Origin of the sequence: Streptomyces panacea (genome assembly GCF_040560175.1) — a bacterium.
In the GTDB taxonomy this organism is placed as follows: domain Bacteria; phylum Actinomycetota; class Actinomycetes; order Streptomycetales; family Streptomycetaceae; genus Streptomyces; species Streptomyces panacea.
On the sequence record NZ_JARJHW010000171.1, the window covers coordinates 1 to 16,257 of the forward strand.

Annotated in this window: 15 protein-coding genes; 6 read left to right on the forward strand and 9 right to left on the reverse strand. The window is 72.4% G+C overall.

Features of this window, described 5'->3' with window-relative positions; translation table 11 throughout:
* Positions 1–650: TerD family protein (locus P3L51_RS28960; protein WP_435594551.1), on the forward strand; the 650-nt coding region annotated here is incomplete at its 5' end.
* 24 nt (positions 651–674) lie between these two features.
* Here P3L51_RS28960 and P3L51_RS28965 read toward each other — a convergent pair.
* Positions 675–1,847, reverse strand: a complete 1,173-nt coding sequence (locus P3L51_RS28965) for a glycosyltransferase (RefSeq protein ID WP_354608276.1) — start codon at positions 1,845–1,847, stop codon at positions 675–677.
* Between the two features lie 58 nt (positions 1,848–1,905).
* Between P3L51_RS28965 and P3L51_RS28970 the strand changes: the two genes are divergently transcribed.
* The 4 genes from P3L51_RS28970 to P3L51_RS28985 all read left to right on the forward strand — a co-directional run bounded on the left by P3L51_RS28970 (position 1,906) and on the right by P3L51_RS28985 (position 5,854).
* Positions 1,906–2,694 carry a glutamate racemase gene (locus P3L51_RS28970; protein WP_354608277.1) on the forward strand — a complete coding sequence of 263 codons (789 nt, stop codon included), beginning with the start codon at positions 1,906–1,908 and terminating at the stop codon, positions 2,692–2,694.
* 243 nt (positions 2,695–2,937) lie between these two features.
* Positions 2,938–3,573, forward strand: a complete 636-nt coding sequence (locus P3L51_RS28975; RefSeq protein WP_354608278.1) for a hypothetical protein — start codon at positions 2,938–2,940, stop codon at positions 3,571–3,573.
* 140 nt (positions 3,574–3,713) lie between these two features.
* On the forward strand, positions 3,714–5,351 hold the full coding sequence (gene lnt, locus P3L51_RS28980; RefSeq protein ID WP_354608279.1) for an apolipoprotein N-acyltransferase: 1,638 nt from the start codon (positions 3,714–3,716) through the stop codon (positions 5,349–5,351).
* Positions 5,352–5,371: 20 nt separating this feature from the next.
* On the forward strand, positions 5,372–5,854 hold the full coding sequence (locus P3L51_RS28985) for an NUDIX hydrolase (protein WP_354608280.1): 483 nt from the start codon (positions 5,372–5,374) through the stop codon (positions 5,852–5,854).
* A 14-nt stretch (positions 5,855–5,868) separates the two neighbouring features.
* Here the strand turns inward: P3L51_RS28985 and P3L51_RS28990 are convergent, their stop codons facing one another.
* From P3L51_RS28990 to P3L51_RS29000, 3 genes are read right to left on the reverse strand one after another with little or no spacing between them, the layout of a single operon-like run.
* Complete coding sequence (locus P3L51_RS28990) at positions 5,869–6,882, reverse strand: NAD(P)/FAD-dependent oxidoreductase (RefSeq protein WP_354608281.1); 1,014 nt, start codon at positions 6,880–6,882, stop codon at positions 5,869–5,871.
* Positions 6,879–7,403: an isoprenylcysteine carboxyl methyltransferase family protein gene (locus P3L51_RS28995; protein ID WP_354608282.1), complete on the reverse strand. Its 525-nt coding sequence runs from the start codon at positions 7,401–7,403 to the stop codon at positions 6,879–6,881. The genes P3L51_RS28990 and P3L51_RS28995 overlap by 4 nt, the downstream gene beginning before the upstream one ends.
* Positions 7,404–7,415: 12 nt before the next feature.
* Positions 7,416–8,510 (reverse strand): type III polyketide synthase, encoded by a 1,095-nt coding sequence (locus tag P3L51_RS29000; protein WP_354608283.1) that lies wholly within the window; start codon positions 8,508–8,510, stop codon positions 7,416–7,418.
* Positions 8,511–8,709: 199 nt separating this feature from the next.
* Between P3L51_RS29000 and P3L51_RS29005 the strand changes: the two genes are divergently transcribed.
* Complete coding sequence (locus tag P3L51_RS29005; RefSeq protein ID WP_435594552.1) at positions 8,710–9,600, forward strand: UbiA family prenyltransferase; 891 nt, start codon at positions 8,710–8,712, stop codon at positions 9,598–9,600.
* A gap of 375 nt (positions 9,601–9,975) precedes the next feature.
* Here the strand turns inward: P3L51_RS29005 and P3L51_RS29010 are convergent, their stop codons facing one another.
* The 5 genes from P3L51_RS29010 to P3L51_RS29030 form a co-directional block, all read right to left on the reverse strand.
* Complete coding sequence (locus P3L51_RS29010) at positions 9,976–11,805, reverse strand: RICIN domain-containing protein (RefSeq protein ID WP_354608284.1); 1,830 nt, start codon at positions 11,803–11,805, stop codon at positions 9,976–9,978.
* Positions 11,806–12,399: 594 nt separating this feature from the next.
* Positions 12,400–13,332 (reverse strand): ATP-grasp ribosomal peptide maturase, encoded by a 933-nt coding sequence (gene tgmB, locus P3L51_RS29015; protein ID WP_354608285.1) that lies wholly within the window; start codon positions 13,330–13,332, stop codon positions 12,400–12,402.
* A 16-nt stretch (positions 13,333–13,348) separates the two neighbouring features.
* On the reverse strand, positions 13,349–13,540 hold the full coding sequence (tgmA, locus tag P3L51_RS29020; RefSeq protein WP_354608286.1) for a putative ATP-grasp-modified RiPP: 192 nt from the start codon (positions 13,538–13,540) through the stop codon (positions 13,349–13,351).
* A gap of 439 nt (positions 13,541–13,979) precedes the next feature.
* The gene (locus P3L51_RS29025; protein WP_354608287.1) at positions 13,980–14,474 is read right to left on the reverse strand and encodes a subtilase-type protease inhibitor; all 495 of its coding nucleotides are present in this window, start codon (positions 14,472–14,474) and stop codon (positions 13,980–13,982) included.
* A 256-nt stretch (positions 14,475–14,730) separates the two neighbouring features.
* Positions 14,731–16,257: TIGR03767 family metallophosphoesterase (locus P3L51_RS29030; RefSeq protein WP_354608288.1), on the reverse strand; the 1,527-nt coding region annotated here is incomplete at its 5' end.

Sequence of the window (16,257 nt, forward strand, 5' to 3'; positions counted from 1 at the left end):
CCGCGACCCCGGTGCGGCTCAGCAAGGTCACACTCACCAAGGAAGCGCCGACCGTCTCGCTGTCCAAGCAGGGCGGGAATTCCGGTGAGATGCGCGTCAATCTCAGCTGGCAGGTGCGCAAGCAGTTCAAGGGCTGGGGCGCCAAGCTCGGCCGGGCCGTCGCCATGCACGGCGACCTCGACCTCGACCTGTGCGCCCTCTACGAACTGACCGACGGCCGCAAAGGCGTCGTCCAAGCGCTCGGCAATGCCTTCGGCGCGCTTCACCAGCCGCCGTTCATCCATCTCGACGGCGACGACCGCACCGGCGGTTCGGCCAACGGCGAGAATCTCAGCATCAACCTCGACCACAAGAACCAACTGCGCCGCGTCGTCATCTTCGTGACGATCTACGAAGGCGCGCGCAGCTTCGCCGATCTCGACGCGACGGTCACGCTCCAGCCGCAGAACGGCGCCGCGATCGACTTCTCACTCGGCGAGTGCACGGTTCCCTCCACGGTCTGCGCGCTCGCATTGATCACCAATACCGGCTCCGATCTGCTGGTCCAGCGCGAGGCGCGTTTTCTCGTACCGGAACGCGGCGTCAGCCCGCAGCGCACCATCGACTACGCCTACGGCTGGGGCATGAACTGGACGCCCGGCCGGAAGTGACCCCCGGTCCGGCAGCGACCCGCCTCAACGCTCCGGTGCGGCCTCCGGACGGGCGTACGTACGCCCCTTCCAGGCCGCACCGCGGCCCCGGTGGTGCCGCACGGCCGAGTCGACGGTCATCAAGAGGTAGAGCAGGGCGGTGAAGGGCAGCAGGGGAGCGAGCCAGAGCGACTGCCGGTAGTACCGCAGCACCGGTACGTACGTCCCGGCCATCACCGCCCACGCGGCGCCGCCCAGCAGACCGGCCGGCGCGTCGCCGCCCGACAGGCCCGCGTACACGCCGACGGGCGGCGCCAGATAGACGACCGCGAGTCCGGCCACCGTGCCGACCAGCAGCAGCGGGTTGTGCAGGAGTTGGGCGTACGCGCTCCGCGCCACCATCCGCCACAGATCGGTCAGCCGCGGATACGGGCGCACACTGTCCACCCGCTCCGCGAGGCCGAGCCAGATCCGGCCCCCGGCGTCCCGCACCGCGCGCGCCAGCGACACGTCGTCGATCACGGCCTGCCGGATCGAGTCGGGAATCCGCGCCCGCTCGGCGGTCTCCGTCCGCAGCAGTACGCAGCCGCCGGCCGCCGCCGCCGTACGCGCCCCCGGCTTGTTGACCCGGCGGAACGGATACAGCTGCGCGAAGAAGTAGACGAAGGCGGGCACGATCAGCCGCTCCCACGCGGTCGCCACCCGCAGCCGGGCCATCTGGGAGACCATGTCGAGGCCGTTCGTCCGCGCGGCCGCGACCAGTTCGCGCAGACTGTCCGGCTCATGGGCGATGTCCGCGTCCGTAAGGAGGAGGTAGTCGGGCCGTCCCTCCCGCGCCAGTGCGATGCCGTGGCGCAGTGCCCACAGCTTCCCCGTCCAGCCGGGCTCCGGCTCCGGCGGGGAGACCACCGTCAGCGGCAGCCCGCCGAACCGCTCGGCCAGCTCCCTGGCCACGGCGCCCGTACCGTCGGTGCTGGAATCGTCGACGAGGAAGATCTCCGCCGGCCCCGGATAGTCCTGCGCCAGCAGCGACGGCAGGCTCACCGGCAGCATCGGGGCCTCGTCACGCGCGGGCACGACCACGGCGACGGACGGCCAGCGCGACGGAGCCTCACGCGGCGGCAGCCGCTGATCCGTGCGCCAGAAGAATCCCTGACCCAGCAACAGGAAACCCCACGCGGCCAGCGAGACCGCGGCGATCCAGGCGATGGCGCTCATTCGCCGCAGTCTGCCCCACATCGGCGGGACCGCAAGGGCGGTCGTCTATGGTGACCGGGTGAAGATCGCGCTGATGGACTCCGGTCTCGGGCTGCTCGCCGCGGCCGCCGCAATGCGCCGGCTCCGGCCGGACGCCGGTCTCGTGCTCTCCTCCGACCCCGGCAGCATGCCGTGGGGCCCGCGTACGCCGGAGGATGTCACGGCCCGCGCGCTCACCGTGGCCCGCGCCGCCGCCGAGCACCGGCCCGACGCGCTGATCGTCGCCTGCAACACCGCGTCGGTACGCGCCCTGCCCGCGCTGCGCGCCGCCCTGGAGCCCGGTCTTCCCGTCATCGGCACGGTCCCCGCGATCAAGCCGGCGGCGGCCGGGGGCGGGCCCGTCGCGATCTGGGCCACCCCGGCGACCACGGGCAGCCCCTACCAGCGCGACCTCATCCGTACCTTCGCCGCCTCGGTCGACGTCACCGAGGTGCCGTGTCCCGGTCTCGCCGACGCCGTGGAGCACGCCGACGAGGCGGGCATCGACCGCGCCATCGCGGCGGCCGCGATCCGTACCCCGCGCGAGGTGAGGACCGTCGTCCTGGGCTGCACCCATTACGAACTCGTCGGCGAACGCATCCGGGCGGCCCTGCGGCAGCCCGGACTGCCCGAGGTGACGCTGCACGGCTCGGCCGACGCCGTGGCCGCGCAGGCGCTCCGCCGGCTCGGTGACATACCGGCCCCCGCGGCGGACGCCGGGCCGGGCGGCCTCACCGTCCTGCTGGGCGGCCACCGCGCCACGCTGACCGACGCGGCACTGACCTACGCGGAGGGCCGACTGCTCGCCGCGGTCACCCACGCGCACTAGGGCGGGTCTTCGAAGTATCGCCGTCCGCCCGCGGGCCAGGCGGGACTTTGAAGACCCGACCTGGACCCGGTCCGGGCGATCTTGCCGGATGAGCCCGGACCGGACCTGGGCCCGCCGGTCCGCCTGTGGCCGTCGTCACTGCGGTGCGCGGGCGCGGGGCGGCGTAAGGGGCGCCGTGGACGTCGGCATTCCGGATCCCGTCGCGGCGGTGCTCCCCGGGCGGTTCGTGAGTACGCTGCAACCATGACGGAGCACCCCCGACGAGGGGGGCCTGGCACAGTGCCCCTCCCCGAAATCTGGACCGGTCGAGCGACCAACCGCATTCAGTGGCTGTTCGCCGTGGTGGGCGTCGCCTGCCTCGCGCTGGGTATCGAGCTGGCGATCCAATCCTCCTGGGAGGCCGGCATCGTCGCGCTGGCCGCCTCGGTGGTCGGCTGCGTGGCCGCCGGGCTGCTGATCCTCTTCGGCACGCTGGCCTTCGTACACGTGGCGGTCAAGGTCGATCACGAGCACCTGGAGGTGCGCTGCGGCCACGTCGGGCTGCCGCGCCGCCGTATCCCGCTCACCCATGTGACCGGCGCCGACTTCGTACCCAGCGTCACGCCCCGCCAATGGGGCGGCTGGGGCTACCGCTGGCGACCCGAGCAGGGCACGGCCGTGGTGGTACGGCGCGGCGAGGGCGTCGTGCTGAGCCTGGGCGACGGCAGGACGTTCACGGTGACCGTCGACGACGCCGAGGCGGCGGTCCGCGTCATCCGCGACCGGCTCCGCGCGGCGGCCACGAGCAAGGTGGGCCTCGGCAAGCCGCCTCCGGGCAAGCCGGGTCTCGGCGGGGCGACGGGCGGCAGCGCGGTCAGGGGCGGGTCACCCGACGTCTGACCCCCGCGGTCGGCCCCCGATCGCCGGGCGGCCGAGATCGGCCCCGCCTTCCTTCCGGCGTCGGCCGGGCGGCCTCCGGCGGAGGCCCCTTCGTAGGCCGGACTCCCGCCTCTCGGCGGGGCCACCGTAGACTCCGCCGGGTGAGCACCACCATCACCCCCGTCGAACCCGCCGAGCCCGCACCCGCGCCCGACGGGAGGCGGTGGCCGCGCCGGTTCGTACGGCCCGGCGCCGCCGCACTGTCCGGGCTGCTGCTCTTCGCGAGCTTCCCGCCCCGCCCGCTGTGGTGGCTGGCGCTGCCCGGATTCGCGCTCCTCGGCTGGACGTTGCGTGGCCGTCGGCCGCGTGCCGGGTTCGGACTCGGCTTCCTCGCCGGTCTCGGATTCCTGCTGCCGCTGCTGAAGTGGACCGGCGAAGAGGTGGGCCCGCTGCCGTGGGTCGCTCTGGCCGCCGTCTCCGCGCTGTTCATCGGTGTCGTGGGGGTGGGAATCGCCGCCGTGTCCCGGCTGCCCGCGTGGCCGTTGTTCGCCGCGGCCGTCTGGATCCTGGGCGAGGCCGCCCGTGCCCGCGTGCCGTTCGGCGGCTTCCCCTGGGGCAAGATCGCCTTCGGCCAGGCGGACGGCGTGTTCCTCCCCCTCGCCGCGGTGGGCGGTACGCCCGTACTGGGCTTCGCCGTCGCGCTGTGCGGATTCGGCCTGTACGAGGCGGTCCGCCAGGTCCTCGCGCACCGGGCCGCACGCGCCGCCGGGACCGACGGCGCGCCGCGCCAGGTGCCGCGCGCCGCCGTGGCCGTCGCCGCGCTGTCCGTACTCGTCCCCGTCGCGGGCGCCCTCGCCGCGCTGCCCCTCGTGGACGACTCGGCCGAGGACGGCACCGCGACCGTCGCCGCGATCCAGGGCAACGTGCCGCAGCTGGGGCTGGACTTCAACGCCCAGCGCCGCGCCGTGCTCGACAACCACGCCGCCCGCACCGAACAGCTCGCCGCCGACGTCAAGGCCGGCAAGGAGCCGAAGCCGGACTTCGTCCTGTGGCCCGAGAACTCCTCGGACCTCGACCCCTACCGCAACGGCGACGCGCGCCTCGTCATCGACGACGCGGTCAAGGCGATCGGTGTGCCGACGGTGATCGGCTCGGTGCTCTCGCCCGACACCGGCAAGCTGCGCAACACCCTGATCCAGTGGGAGCCCGGCAGCGGGCCCGTCGCGACGTACGACAAGCGCCATGTCCAGCCGTTCGGCGAGTACATCCCGATGCGTTCCTTCGTACGGATCTTCAGCTCCGACGTCGACCGGGTACGACGTGACTTCGGTCCCGGCGACAAGGTGGGCGTGTTCGACCTGGCCGGGACGAAGGTCGGTCTCGCCACCTGCTACGAGGCGGCCTTCGACTGGGCGGTGCGCGACACCGTCACCCAGGGGGCGCAGCTGATCACCGTGCCGAGCAACAACGCCACCTTCGGGCGCAGCGAGATGACCTACCAGCAGCTGGCGATGTCCCGCGTGCGGGCCGTCGAGCACAGCCGGGCCGTCGTCGTCCCCGTCACCAGTGGCGTGAGCGCGATGATCATGCCGGACGGCGAGGTCGTCGAGCAGACGAAGATGTTCACACCCGACGCGCTCGTCCGTGAGATGCCGCTGCGCTCCTCGCAGACGCCCGCCACCAGGATGGGCACGCTGCCCGAGGCGCTGCTGGCCGCGATCGCCCTCGGCGGTCTCGGCCTGGTCGCCGTGCGGGCCGTACGCGCCCGCAGGAGCCCCGCCGCCGACGACGCGGGCTGACCCACGCATAGGGTCGTGGCATGGGAACGCCAGACTTCATCCGCGAGATCCGTGCCACCGCCGGTCACCAGTTGCTGTTTCTCCCCGGAGTCAGCGCGATCGTCTTCGACGACGACGGACGCGTGCTGCTGGGCAGGCGGGCCGACACCGGCGACTGGTCCGTCATCGGCGGGATCTCGGAGCCCGGGGAGCAGCCCGCGGTGACGGCGGAGCGCGAGGTGTACGAGGAGACCGCCGTACGCTGCGAGGCCGAGCGCGTCGTCCTCGTCCAGGCGCTGCCGGAGCCCGTCACGTACCCCAACGGGGATCAGTGCCAGTACATGGACATCACGATGCGCTGCCGCGCGGTCGGCGGGGAGGCCAGGGTCAACGACGAGGAGTCCCTGGAGGTCGCCTGGTTCCCCGTGGACGCGCTGCCGGAGCTGCGGGAGTTCGCCCGGTTCCGTATCAAGCAGTCACTTGAGGACGAGCCCACCTGGTTCCAGCCGGGCACGGGCGTCTGAGGACCCGGCGCCCGCTACCGGAGCGCGTGGACCGCCGCGGCGAAGACGGACGGCAGCCGGGCCGCGGCGGGCACGATCAGGCGTGCCGCGCGCGGGCTGCGAGTGGCGTACAACAGGCCCTCCGTGAGCAGGCGGTGACGTCTCGTCAGTCTCGACCAGGCCGCCGGATACGTCTGCGGCCGGCCCTCGGCGAGCGCGCGCACCGCCGCCCCCGCCGTCGACAGGGCCAGCGCGACGCCCTCCCCGGTCAGCGCGTCCACGTAGCCGGCGGCGTCGCCGACGAGCAGCACCCGCCCGGCCAGCGGCCGGCTCACCCGCTGCCGCAGCGGACCCGCGCCGCGTACGCCGCTCGCCGGGCGTTCGCCCAGCAGCGGCGCCAAGTCCGGGAATCGGCCCAGGTGTTCGCCGTACCCCCGGCGCTCGCGGCTCAGCACGGCCACCCCGACGAGATCGTCCCCGACCGGTGTCACGTACGCCTCGCCGTGCCGCGACCAGTGGACCTCCACGAAGTCCGACCACGGCGCCACCCGGAAATGCCGCCGCAGCCCGTAGCGGGACGGCGCGCGGTCCGGCAGGGCAAGGCCCAGGCCCCGGCGGATCGGCGAGTGCAGCCCGTCGGCGGCGATCAGCCACCGCGCCGTCCTGCCCCCGGCGACGACCCGGTCGGCGCTCTGCCGCACCTCACCGACCTTGCCCCGCACCGTCTCCACACCGAGGGCGTCCGCCCGCCGCCGCAGCGCGGCGTGCAGCTCCGTACGGCGCACACCCAGACCCGCCCCGTCCCGGAAGCACGCCTCGGCGACGCGTACACCGTCCCGGTAGTGGATGCCGCGCAGTTCGCGCCCCGACACCTCGACACCCATCGCGCGCAGCGCCGCCACGCCGCCCGGCATGATGCCCTCCCCGCACGCCTTGTCCACCGGGCCGGTACGCGGCTCCACCACCACGGCCCGCAGCCCCGCATGGGCGGCGTGGATCCCGGCGGCCAGACCGGCGGGGCCGCCGCCGGCGATCAGCACGTCGATCACGCCGGGGCCCCGGCCGGCGCGACCCCGAGCGCCGTGTTCTCGCACCGGATCCGGACCGCCATCAAGGCGGCGTTGAGCCCCGTGAAGACCACGGCCGTCACCCACGCCCCGTGCACCAGCGGCAGCGCCAGGCCCTCGGCGACGACGGCGACGTAGTTCGGATGGCGCAGCAGCCGGTAGGGGCCGCCCGAGACCAGCGGAAGGCCGGGCACGACGATCACCCTGGTGTTCCAGCGCGGCCCCAGGGTCCGGATGCACCACCAGCGCAGCCCCTGGGCCGCGACGACCACGCCCACCATCGTCCAGCCGAACGCCGGCACGAACGGCCGTCCGGTCAGGGCCGGTTCGGCGAGCGCGCCGACCAGCAGACCGGTGTGCAGGACGACCATCGCCGGGTAGTGCCCGCGCCCGGTCTCCGTACCGCCGCGCGCCAGACTCCAGCGGGCGTTGCGCCGTGCGACGACGAGTTCGGCGATCCGCTCGCCGGCGACGGCCAGCACCAATGCCGTGTACCACCACATGAGTTCTCCAACTCACCAGCGAAGCAGGACGAGTTCGCAGCAGAATCCGGGGCCCATCGCGATCATCAGGCCGGGACTGCCCGGCTCCGGGGCGCGGTGGGCGAGGGTGTCACGCAGGACGTGCAGGACCGATGACGACGACAGGTTCCCCACCTCGGACAGCGAGCGCCACGTGAGGTCGAGGGCGCCGTCGGGCAGGTCCAGCGACTCGCCCACGGCCTCCAGGACCTTCGGGCCGCCGGGGTGGCAGACCCACGCGGTGATGTCGCCGGGTGTCAGCCCGTGTTCCGCGAGGAAGGCGCGTACGTCGTCGGCGAGGAAGCGGCGGACGACCTCGGGCACCGACGCGTCGAGGACGACCCGGAAGCCGGTGCCGGTGACCGACCAGCCCATGACATGGCCGGTGTCCGGGTACATCCGGCTGCGAGTGGCGACGACCGAGGGACCGGCGGTGGCGTCGGCCGAAGGACCCACAGCGGCGGCCTCCGGCGTCGCGGGGAAGTGCTCGCCGACCGCTACGACCGCCGCCGCCCCGTCACCGAACAGCCCGGTCGCCACCAGATTCGCCATCGACGCGTCGTCGCGCTGGAAGGTGAGCGAGCACAGCTCGACCGAGAGCAGCACGGCCACCTGCTCCGGCCAGCCCCGCAGATAGTCGTGGAGCCGCGCGACGCCCGCAGCGCCCGCGACGCACCCCAGTCCGAAGACGGGCACCCGTTTCACATCGGGACGCAGCCCCAGCCGCCCGACCAGGCGCGCGTCCACGGAAGGAGCGGCCACGCCGGTGACGGAGGTGAACATCAGCAGGTCCACGTCCTCGGGCCGGAGCCCCGCCGTACCGAGCGCTCCGCGCACCGCCTCGGCGCCCAGATCACCCGCGACCTCGATGAAGACGTCGTTGGCGGCGCCGAACCCGTCGATCTTGACGTAGTCGTCCAGCGGCAGGGCCATGTGGCGTGAGCGGACCCGCGCGCTCGCGTGCAACCGGTCCAGTAGGCGCCGGTCGGTCCCGGCCGGCAGGCAGGTGCGCGCCACCATGTCGGTGATCTCGGACTGGGTGTGGCGGTACGGAGCCAGGACGCCGTGCACGGCGGCGATTCGGGTCATCGATTCCGGCCTGAGGATGTCATAACCCTCCCAACACCCGCGGGAATGGATGAGACACCGTAAGTCGCCCGTCCGGCTGCCACGTGGACGGGGCCCGCGCGCCTACGATCGGCGCGTGGACGCAGATACGACCGCCGGTGCGACCCCCTGTGCGACCGCCGGTACGACCTCCGATGTCACCGCCGTCGTCACCGCCGTTGTGGACCCGGCGACGCGTCCGCGCGACGGCGGGCCCGGCAACGCCCAAACCCCGCGCGGCGCGCGGCTGCTGAGAGCCGGACGGGGCCTGGCCCTGTCCTGTCACCCGGGGCCTGTGGTCGCGGTCACCGCGCTCACCCTCGCACTCGCCGTCACCGCGGGCCACGGCGCGGGCCGTTGGCCGCTGCTCACCGCAGCGGTACTGACCGGTCAGCTCTCCGTGGGGTGGTGCAACGACGCGTACGACGCCCGGCGCGACATCGTCAACGGCCGCCGCGACAAACCCGTCGCCGCGGGCACGGTCGGTCAAGGGACGGTGTGGGCGGCGGCGTTCGGCGCGCTCGCGCTCTGCGTGCCGCTCTCCCTGGCCTGCGGCGCGCTCGCCGGTGCCGCGCATCTGCTCGCGGTGGTCGCGGCCTGGGCGTACAACCTGTGGCTCAAGGCCACACCGCTGTCCTGGCTGCCGTACGCGATCGGATTCGCGAGCCTGCCGGCCCTCGTCTCACTGAGTCTGCCCGGCGGCCCCTGGCCGGCCTGGTGGGCCGTCACCGCCGGTGCGCTGCTCGGTGTCGGGGCGCACCTGGCGGACGTCCTGCCCGACATCCGAGGTGACCTGGCGACCGGCGTACGAGGGCTGCCGCACCGACTCGGCGCCACCGGCAGCCGGTTGCTGCTCCCCGTCCCGCTGGTCGCGGCGTCGGTGGTGCTGACGCTGGGCCCGCAGGGCCGTACCGGCGCGGGCGCGGTGCTCGTCCCGCTGGCCGCCGCCACGATCGCGGTCACGGGCCTGCTGCTCGGCCGCCGCCGGGAGAAGGCCCCCTTCGTCGGCGCGGTCGCCGTCGCGGCGCTGGACGTCGGCCTGTTGATGGCACGGGGGACCGGCGTCACCTAAGGGCTGTCCGGTACTCCCCGGTGGATCGGCGCGCGGCGTCCGAGGCGGTGCGTCGCAAGGCGGGAGTCGCCCTCATACCGGGCGTATCCCGGGCGGTCCGACAACGCGCGGCGAGGTGCCGTGGCTGTCGTCGTGCGCCCGCCGGGGATGACGTGACAGCCCTTACGGGGTGTCGCCCGGCCCCCCCGCCGGCGTCGCGACCGCTCGCTCCCGCCGCTCGCTCCCGACGACCGACCCCGGCGGGGCACCTCCCGTGCCCCCTCGGGATCACGGGGGAGAGGTGCCGTCCATCTGGTCGCGGGCCGGGCGGGACTTCGCGGACACGCTCGTGGCCCCGACGACGACCCGGGACTCAGCGACCCGGGACTCCGCCCGTCAGCCGTCGAAGCGAGCGTCGTCGCAGTTCTCCCGGCCGGCACGGCCGCGGACATCGTTGTCGTCGCGCTCGGGCGTTTCGCAACCCCTGCCACCTGCCTGACGCCCCCTGTTCCGCTCCGCCGACCCGCCTGTGTCACGGCGGGCGGACTTCGGGCCGGCCGGTGGGACCGTCGCCCGGCCGCCGCCCACGATCGGCAGGGACTTGGGGCTGTTCGGTGACGCGTCGGTCGACCAGTTCTGGAGCGTGGACTCGTCGCGGATCTTCGCCACGACCGACGTACCCGCCTCGGGAGTTGTCGGGACGACGGCCAGCGAGTCGTCCCACCGGGGGATCACATGCCCCTGGACCGTCACGTCGTAGCGCACGTCGGCGGCGTCCCCGGCGGTCGGCTCGGTGCACGGTCCGAGGATCAGAGAGCCGTCGACCGTACGGGAGTTGAGGCACAGTTCCTGGTCGGCGCCGTTGCGCAGCAGCCCGTCCTCCTCGTACAGCCACTGCTGGGTCTGCGCGGACGACGAGCAGATCGCCAGTGTCGCCTCGGACCCCGGAGTGGGCCGGGTGTCCCGGAGGTCGAGGCAGAGATCGGCGTCCGCACTGCGCAGCGCCGTACGCAGAGCGTCCGGAGGAATGCCGGCCGAGTCCGTCGGCGGCTTCTGGCCGGGGCCGGAGACGCCCTGCGAGCCCGGGTCGGGGGAGGTCGTGTCGGTGCCCGTGCCGATGGGGGCGGCCGGTCCTATCGCCTCGCCGCCGCTGTCACCGGCGGTGAGGCTGGAGACGGTCACGGCGAGCAGGCCGACGGTCACCAGACCGAGCCCGCCGAGCAGGACGGTCCTCGGCCTGCCGGGGGTGGTCATCACGCGCCTGGCTATCACCGTTACGCGCGGCAGCACCCGTGGGCGTCCGCCCACCGAGTGGCGTCCGCCGCGGCGTACGCCCGCGGCGCCCGCCGCCCGCGCGCCGCCGCGCCTGCCCGGCCGCGAGTCGAGGTAACCCCTGGCGTGCGGGCCCAGGAGCGCCTCGGCGAGCAGGACGGCCGGCCGGCCCTCGAAGTGGACGAACTGCTCGGTGGCGTACGCGCAGTGCGCGCAGACCGCCAGATGCTGCTGGATGTCCGTGAGCAAAGCACCGCCGCGCCGCAGCGACACGTCCAGCAGACGGTTGTAGTGGCGGCATTCCGGGTCCGACGCGAGTTGGATATGCGCGCGTACACAGCCGGACCGGAAGAGTTCACCCGCGTGTTCCCGTTCGGTGAGGGCGCTTTCCGGATCAATGCCGAGCAGACCTGCCGGTACGGATATGGGCTCGGCCTCGACCTCCGTATGCCAGAGCAGGCACCGCGCGGGTGCGGGCATTGCCTGGAAGGCGTGGAAGGCGAGCCGCCGATTCTCCGGGGGTTCCGGTGTGTCGGGGCTCCCCGGGCCGGCGCCCGCCGGCCACGCCCGGTGCTCCCAGACCGTTTCGGTCTTCTGTGCTTCGGCCGCCTTTTGTCCTTCGGTCGCCCAGACACCGGCCATATGGCGCGCGGTCATAAGGAATTCGGGCCGCAGGGCCGGGACGGGACCGGGGCGGCGCAGGGTGTCGAGCACCTTGCCGAAGGCCGCCGTGGCGAGCATCGAGGCGGCGTTCGCCGAGGGGGAGCGGATCTCGGCGTAGTCGAGCAGGGCCTGCCAGTGCCGGGCGAGCAACAGCGCGGTGGCGTGGTCCTCTTCGTCGCTGTCGCGGGTCCTCAGCGCGGCGACGAGATCCGCGTCCGAACCTTCGGAGCGGGGGTCCGGCCGACCGGCCGGACGGGGCGGGGTGGTTCTGGAGGTACGGGGGTCCTGCATAGAGGTCCTGCCTTCCAGGGCACTGAGTGGGGGGTGTCCAGTCCCTTGACGCGAGGGTGGCGGCAGTGATTTCCGGCCGACTGAAAGGGGGGTGGTCCGATTGGTGCGTACCTTGGGACGGTGTGAAGCCTCCAGGAATGCGACCCGTGGGCGGAGAGCGGCGGGGATTACGACGGCCGGAGAGCCTTTCCGGACGGTCGCACCCTCGCCGAATCGAACGGTCGAGCGCTCCGGGCATTGCACGCCGACCGAGCGCGTTCACCATTGCACAGCCCGTGTGTGTGAAACAAGAGATCTCCAACCGCGGCTATTCGGTGCGACGTTGAAGAACGGGTTGGGTAAGGATTTGTGCCGCGGAGGTCCAATTCCGACCGTAAAAAGATACCGCAGGTAACCGGCGAATGGGGTCGCCGGTGAGACCCCGAAGGGCCGTACCGTACCAAGATCTTCGCAGTCGCACCGCATCGGCAACTCTACGGCCGACGGCGGGCCCCGGGCGACGGCGGAGCCCCTCTCCCGTCGGCCGGACGCGCCGATAGGCCCCGGGCCTGCGGGGATTCGCCCCGGGCCTGCGGGGATTCGTCCGGCAGAGGTCTAGACGGGTGGCGGTGAAGCGAGCCAGCCGGCCACGGCTTCGGCGATCGGCTGCCGGGTCTCCAGCTCCACGAAGCCGAACTGGCCGCCCTGGTTGCATTCGAGAAACCACCAGGTGCCGTCGGTGTCCTCGGCGAAGTCGAACGCGCCGTAGGCGAGTTGGGCGACCCGCAGGTAGCCGTACACGGCGCGGGTGATGCGGTCGGGCACCTCGACGGGCTCCCAGCCGTGGCCGGTCTCGCCGTACCGGCCGTCCACCTGGCCGGGGACGGCGACCTTCCGCGCGGCGAACAGCTGATGCCCGACACAGGTGAGCCGGATGTCCGCCCGCTTGGGTATGTAGCGCTGGAGCAGGGTGGGTCCGGCGGCGACCGACTCGAAGTCGGCGCCGGGACCCACCCGGGTGGTCGGCAGCGAGACCGGGGGGTCGCCGGGCGGCGGGCCGGTGATCGACTTGACCACGATGTCCCGGTGCTCGGCGGCGAACAGCCGTGCGATGCGCGGGAAGGTGGTGACAAGGGTGGGCGGTACGGCGAACCCGCTCTGGTGCGCGACCCGCAACTGCCAGGGCTTGAGGCGCGCCTGGGCCGCCGCCTGCGGATGGTTCATCCAGCGCGCCGTCGTGGAGTACAGCATGCCGAAGAAGGCGTGCGCGGACTCGGCGGTGAGCCAGGGCGAGGGGTTGGGCGCGTGGGCCGCGCTCGCGCCCGGCCGCCGCACCCAGATCGAGCGCAGCCCGTCCATGCTCAACAGGCGTCCCCCCGCGGACAGATGGCCGCGGAAGTCGCCGCTGACGTACTCGGCGGACATCGACGCCTCGCCCGGCAGATCGGCGGGGTCGAAGCGCACCAGCGGCGTGCCGCGGTCGTGCAGCTCGGCCACGACCAGGTCCGCGGTGACGTCCTGTTCGGCGGTCAGGATCAGCACAGTCATCAGGTAACCGGGGCGGTCAGTCGTCGAAGTGCGTCTTGGAGCCGGCCGTCGAGGTCGTGGACCCGGCGGCCAGCAGCAGCGCACGGTCGGCTATCGCGGGACGTCCGTCGGGCAGGACGTTCAGCTGGAGCGTGGAGTCGTAGGAGAAAGGTCCGACGATCGGTGAGCTCTCCGCCGGGAAAGCGTAGTTCAGCGCGAACGGTCGCATGATTCTCCTCCACTGCCCCACGAGTCTGTTTCTGTCACGGAGGTAACAATACGTGGCGAAGATGTAATGGTCTCAGCACGGAAAGTGAGAAATGACGGTTCGTCAGGCGGAGGGCGTCCTACCGTCCTCCGGACCTGGGGGGACAGGGCGCCGACGGCGGCGACGGCCTCGCGAGAACTTCTCAAGTCCGTTGCGAAAAGGTCGAGTTCGAGGGTTCTTGAGGGTGGAATCGGGACATCCTGTCTGGATTCCGCCCATGGTCTTCACTTCCGGAGTCCATGGATCTGGAGGCGCGGGCGACATCGCGGCGCCCGAAAGCCGAACGGCCGGGGTGGGGTGAACCCCCGCCCCGGCCGCCTCCGATCGTCGGCCTCCGGGGGCCGTCCGACGGCCCGAAGCCCGGCGTTCAGCCTGTCTGAGGCCCGGCGGCCCGGTCGGCTCAGAAGGTGAACACGACGCCTCTGCCCCCGTCCATGGCACACGAGTTGGAGAAGGTGTGGACGTAGTCGACGCGCTTTCCTTCCCACACGCCGTCGGCCGTCACCGTGACCGGCTCCCACTCCTTCGTGCAGACGCGGTTCGTTCCGGAGGTGGTGATGGAGTCGAACTTGGCGCTGTTCTTCTTGAGTTCCGAGCAGGCGGCGACCGCGTCGGGGTGGCTGCCCGACGGGGTGGGCGCGCAACTGAGCGTGACCGCGCGCCGTACCGTACCGGTCTTGTGGTCAGCACCGTCAGTGACGGTCAGGACCAGCGCCGACGGCGCGTACAGGCTCTCCGCGCCGGTGGGCGGGGTACCGGCCGGCGTCGGCACGCCTCCGATGGATGCGCCCTCGGCGGGCGCTCCCGCCGGGACGGCGCCGGCCGCGCCGGTGAAGGAAAGACTGCTGAGCGCCAGTACGGCTCCACAGGCCGCAGCCCTTGCGATGCTCCGCATTTCGAACACTCCCTGGGTCGATGTCTCGGACAACGGACGTGAGTCTTGCTCACGTCAGGGGTGCTCCGCCCGCTCTCTGACCGGTTTTGGTCGCTCCGCGTGTCGCCCTGATCGCGTTGTGTGTCCATAACGGCCAGGTCCGGGCCTGTGTGGGTCGGGTGGCGGGTTGGGCTGAAAGTGGATGATTCGGAGCCTGTGTCGTTGGTTGACGGTTTGATTGTAAGGTCCGGAAACCTATGAACCTTTGAATATATGACTATTGGCGGCGCAGTAGCAGCTCGGTGTTGCGCGCGTCCTTCAGGCCTGCCAGATCCTGGCGGCTCCCCGGCGCGTTGAGCGCCAGCTCCCGGTAGAGCGAGGCCAGGCCCGACTGGGAGAGATCCGTGAAGTCGGTCTCCCGGGGCGCCGCCGACTCGATCAGCGTGGTGAACAGCGACAGGGTGCCGTCCTTGTTGTCCGCGATCTCGATGACCCGCGCGAGCTGCGGGAAGTCGATGTGCGAGGCGGTGGAGATCTCCCAGAACGAACCGTGCGGCAGCACCACGTTGCGGTGACTGTGCCCGTTGATCCAGGCCACCGCCGAGCGGTGGCGCCGCAGCAGCGCCACGACCTCGTCCCCGTCGTGCCGCTTCTCGCCCGGCCGGGCGGGGTCGGGCCGCTCGTTGCCCATCGTCCAGCTGTTGTGGTGCGTGAACAGCACCACGTACCCGTCGCGGTGCTCCTTCAGGATCCGCTCCAGCCAGGCGAGCTGCCCCGTACCCACGGAGCCGGTGAAGTGGCCGCCGTGGTCCGTGGTGTCGAGGCTGACCCCGGTCACGTTCTCCCCCATGGGGAAGGTGTAGTCGAGGGTCGCCTCCGCGAGGTTGTCCTTCGTGTATCCGTGACCGACCGGCCCCGCTCCGGTGTGCGCGGAGTCCAGATGCGCCGTCAGGTACTGGAGCGGGGTGAACGGCGCGCGGCGCGGGTCGGCGGTGACCGTTCGCATGCGCCGTTTCTCGCGGCGCAGCAGCGAGATCAGGGCGCCGCCGTGGGCGGTCTCGCCCGAGGCGATCCGGGCGAGCAGCGCCGCCGCGTCCGGGTCCGGGATGTCGTACAACTTGCGTGTGCCGACGGCGAAATCGGCGAGGAAGCCGGTCCGGTCGGCATAGGCGCCGCTGGCGAGACTGTCGTGGTTGCCGACGGTCGAGTACCAGGGGAGGGCCAGACCCGGACTGCGCACCGGGCGCAGCGCCGCTTCCAGGAATCCCTCGATACGGGGGTAGCCCAGGTGCTTGTCGGAGTCGGGCGCGCCGTCCTCGGGGTGCCAGTACATCCGTACGCCCGAGTTCTGCACGCCCTCGTACGCCTGTGGGTCACCGCTGTTGGGAGTGACGAGCCCGCCGCTCATCAGGGTGAGGTACCAGTCGAGTTCGCACAGCGAGTTGTTGTCCGTGTTGTCGCCGGTCGTCATGGCGAAGGTCAGCGGCGCGCCGGTCGCCGGGCCGGTTCCCAAAGCGTTGACCTGCTCGATGAGCGATACGCCTCCGGCCACCGACAGGGCCTCGTGGGGACGCCACGCGCCGGCCGACTCGCTGCGTACGTATTCGGTGCGCACCGGGTGCTGGACGTCCGTCACATGGAGGTCGGTGAGCTGGACGAAGGAGCTGAGTACCGTACGGCGGTCCTCGCGGCCCGACTTGGCGGAAGCGAACTGTTCCCGTACGACTCGGCGCCAGCCGGGCCCGTCCCCGAGCCGGCGGAAGGTGGCGTTCCGGTCGCGCGGTGCGGCGAGCGAGTGGAGCGT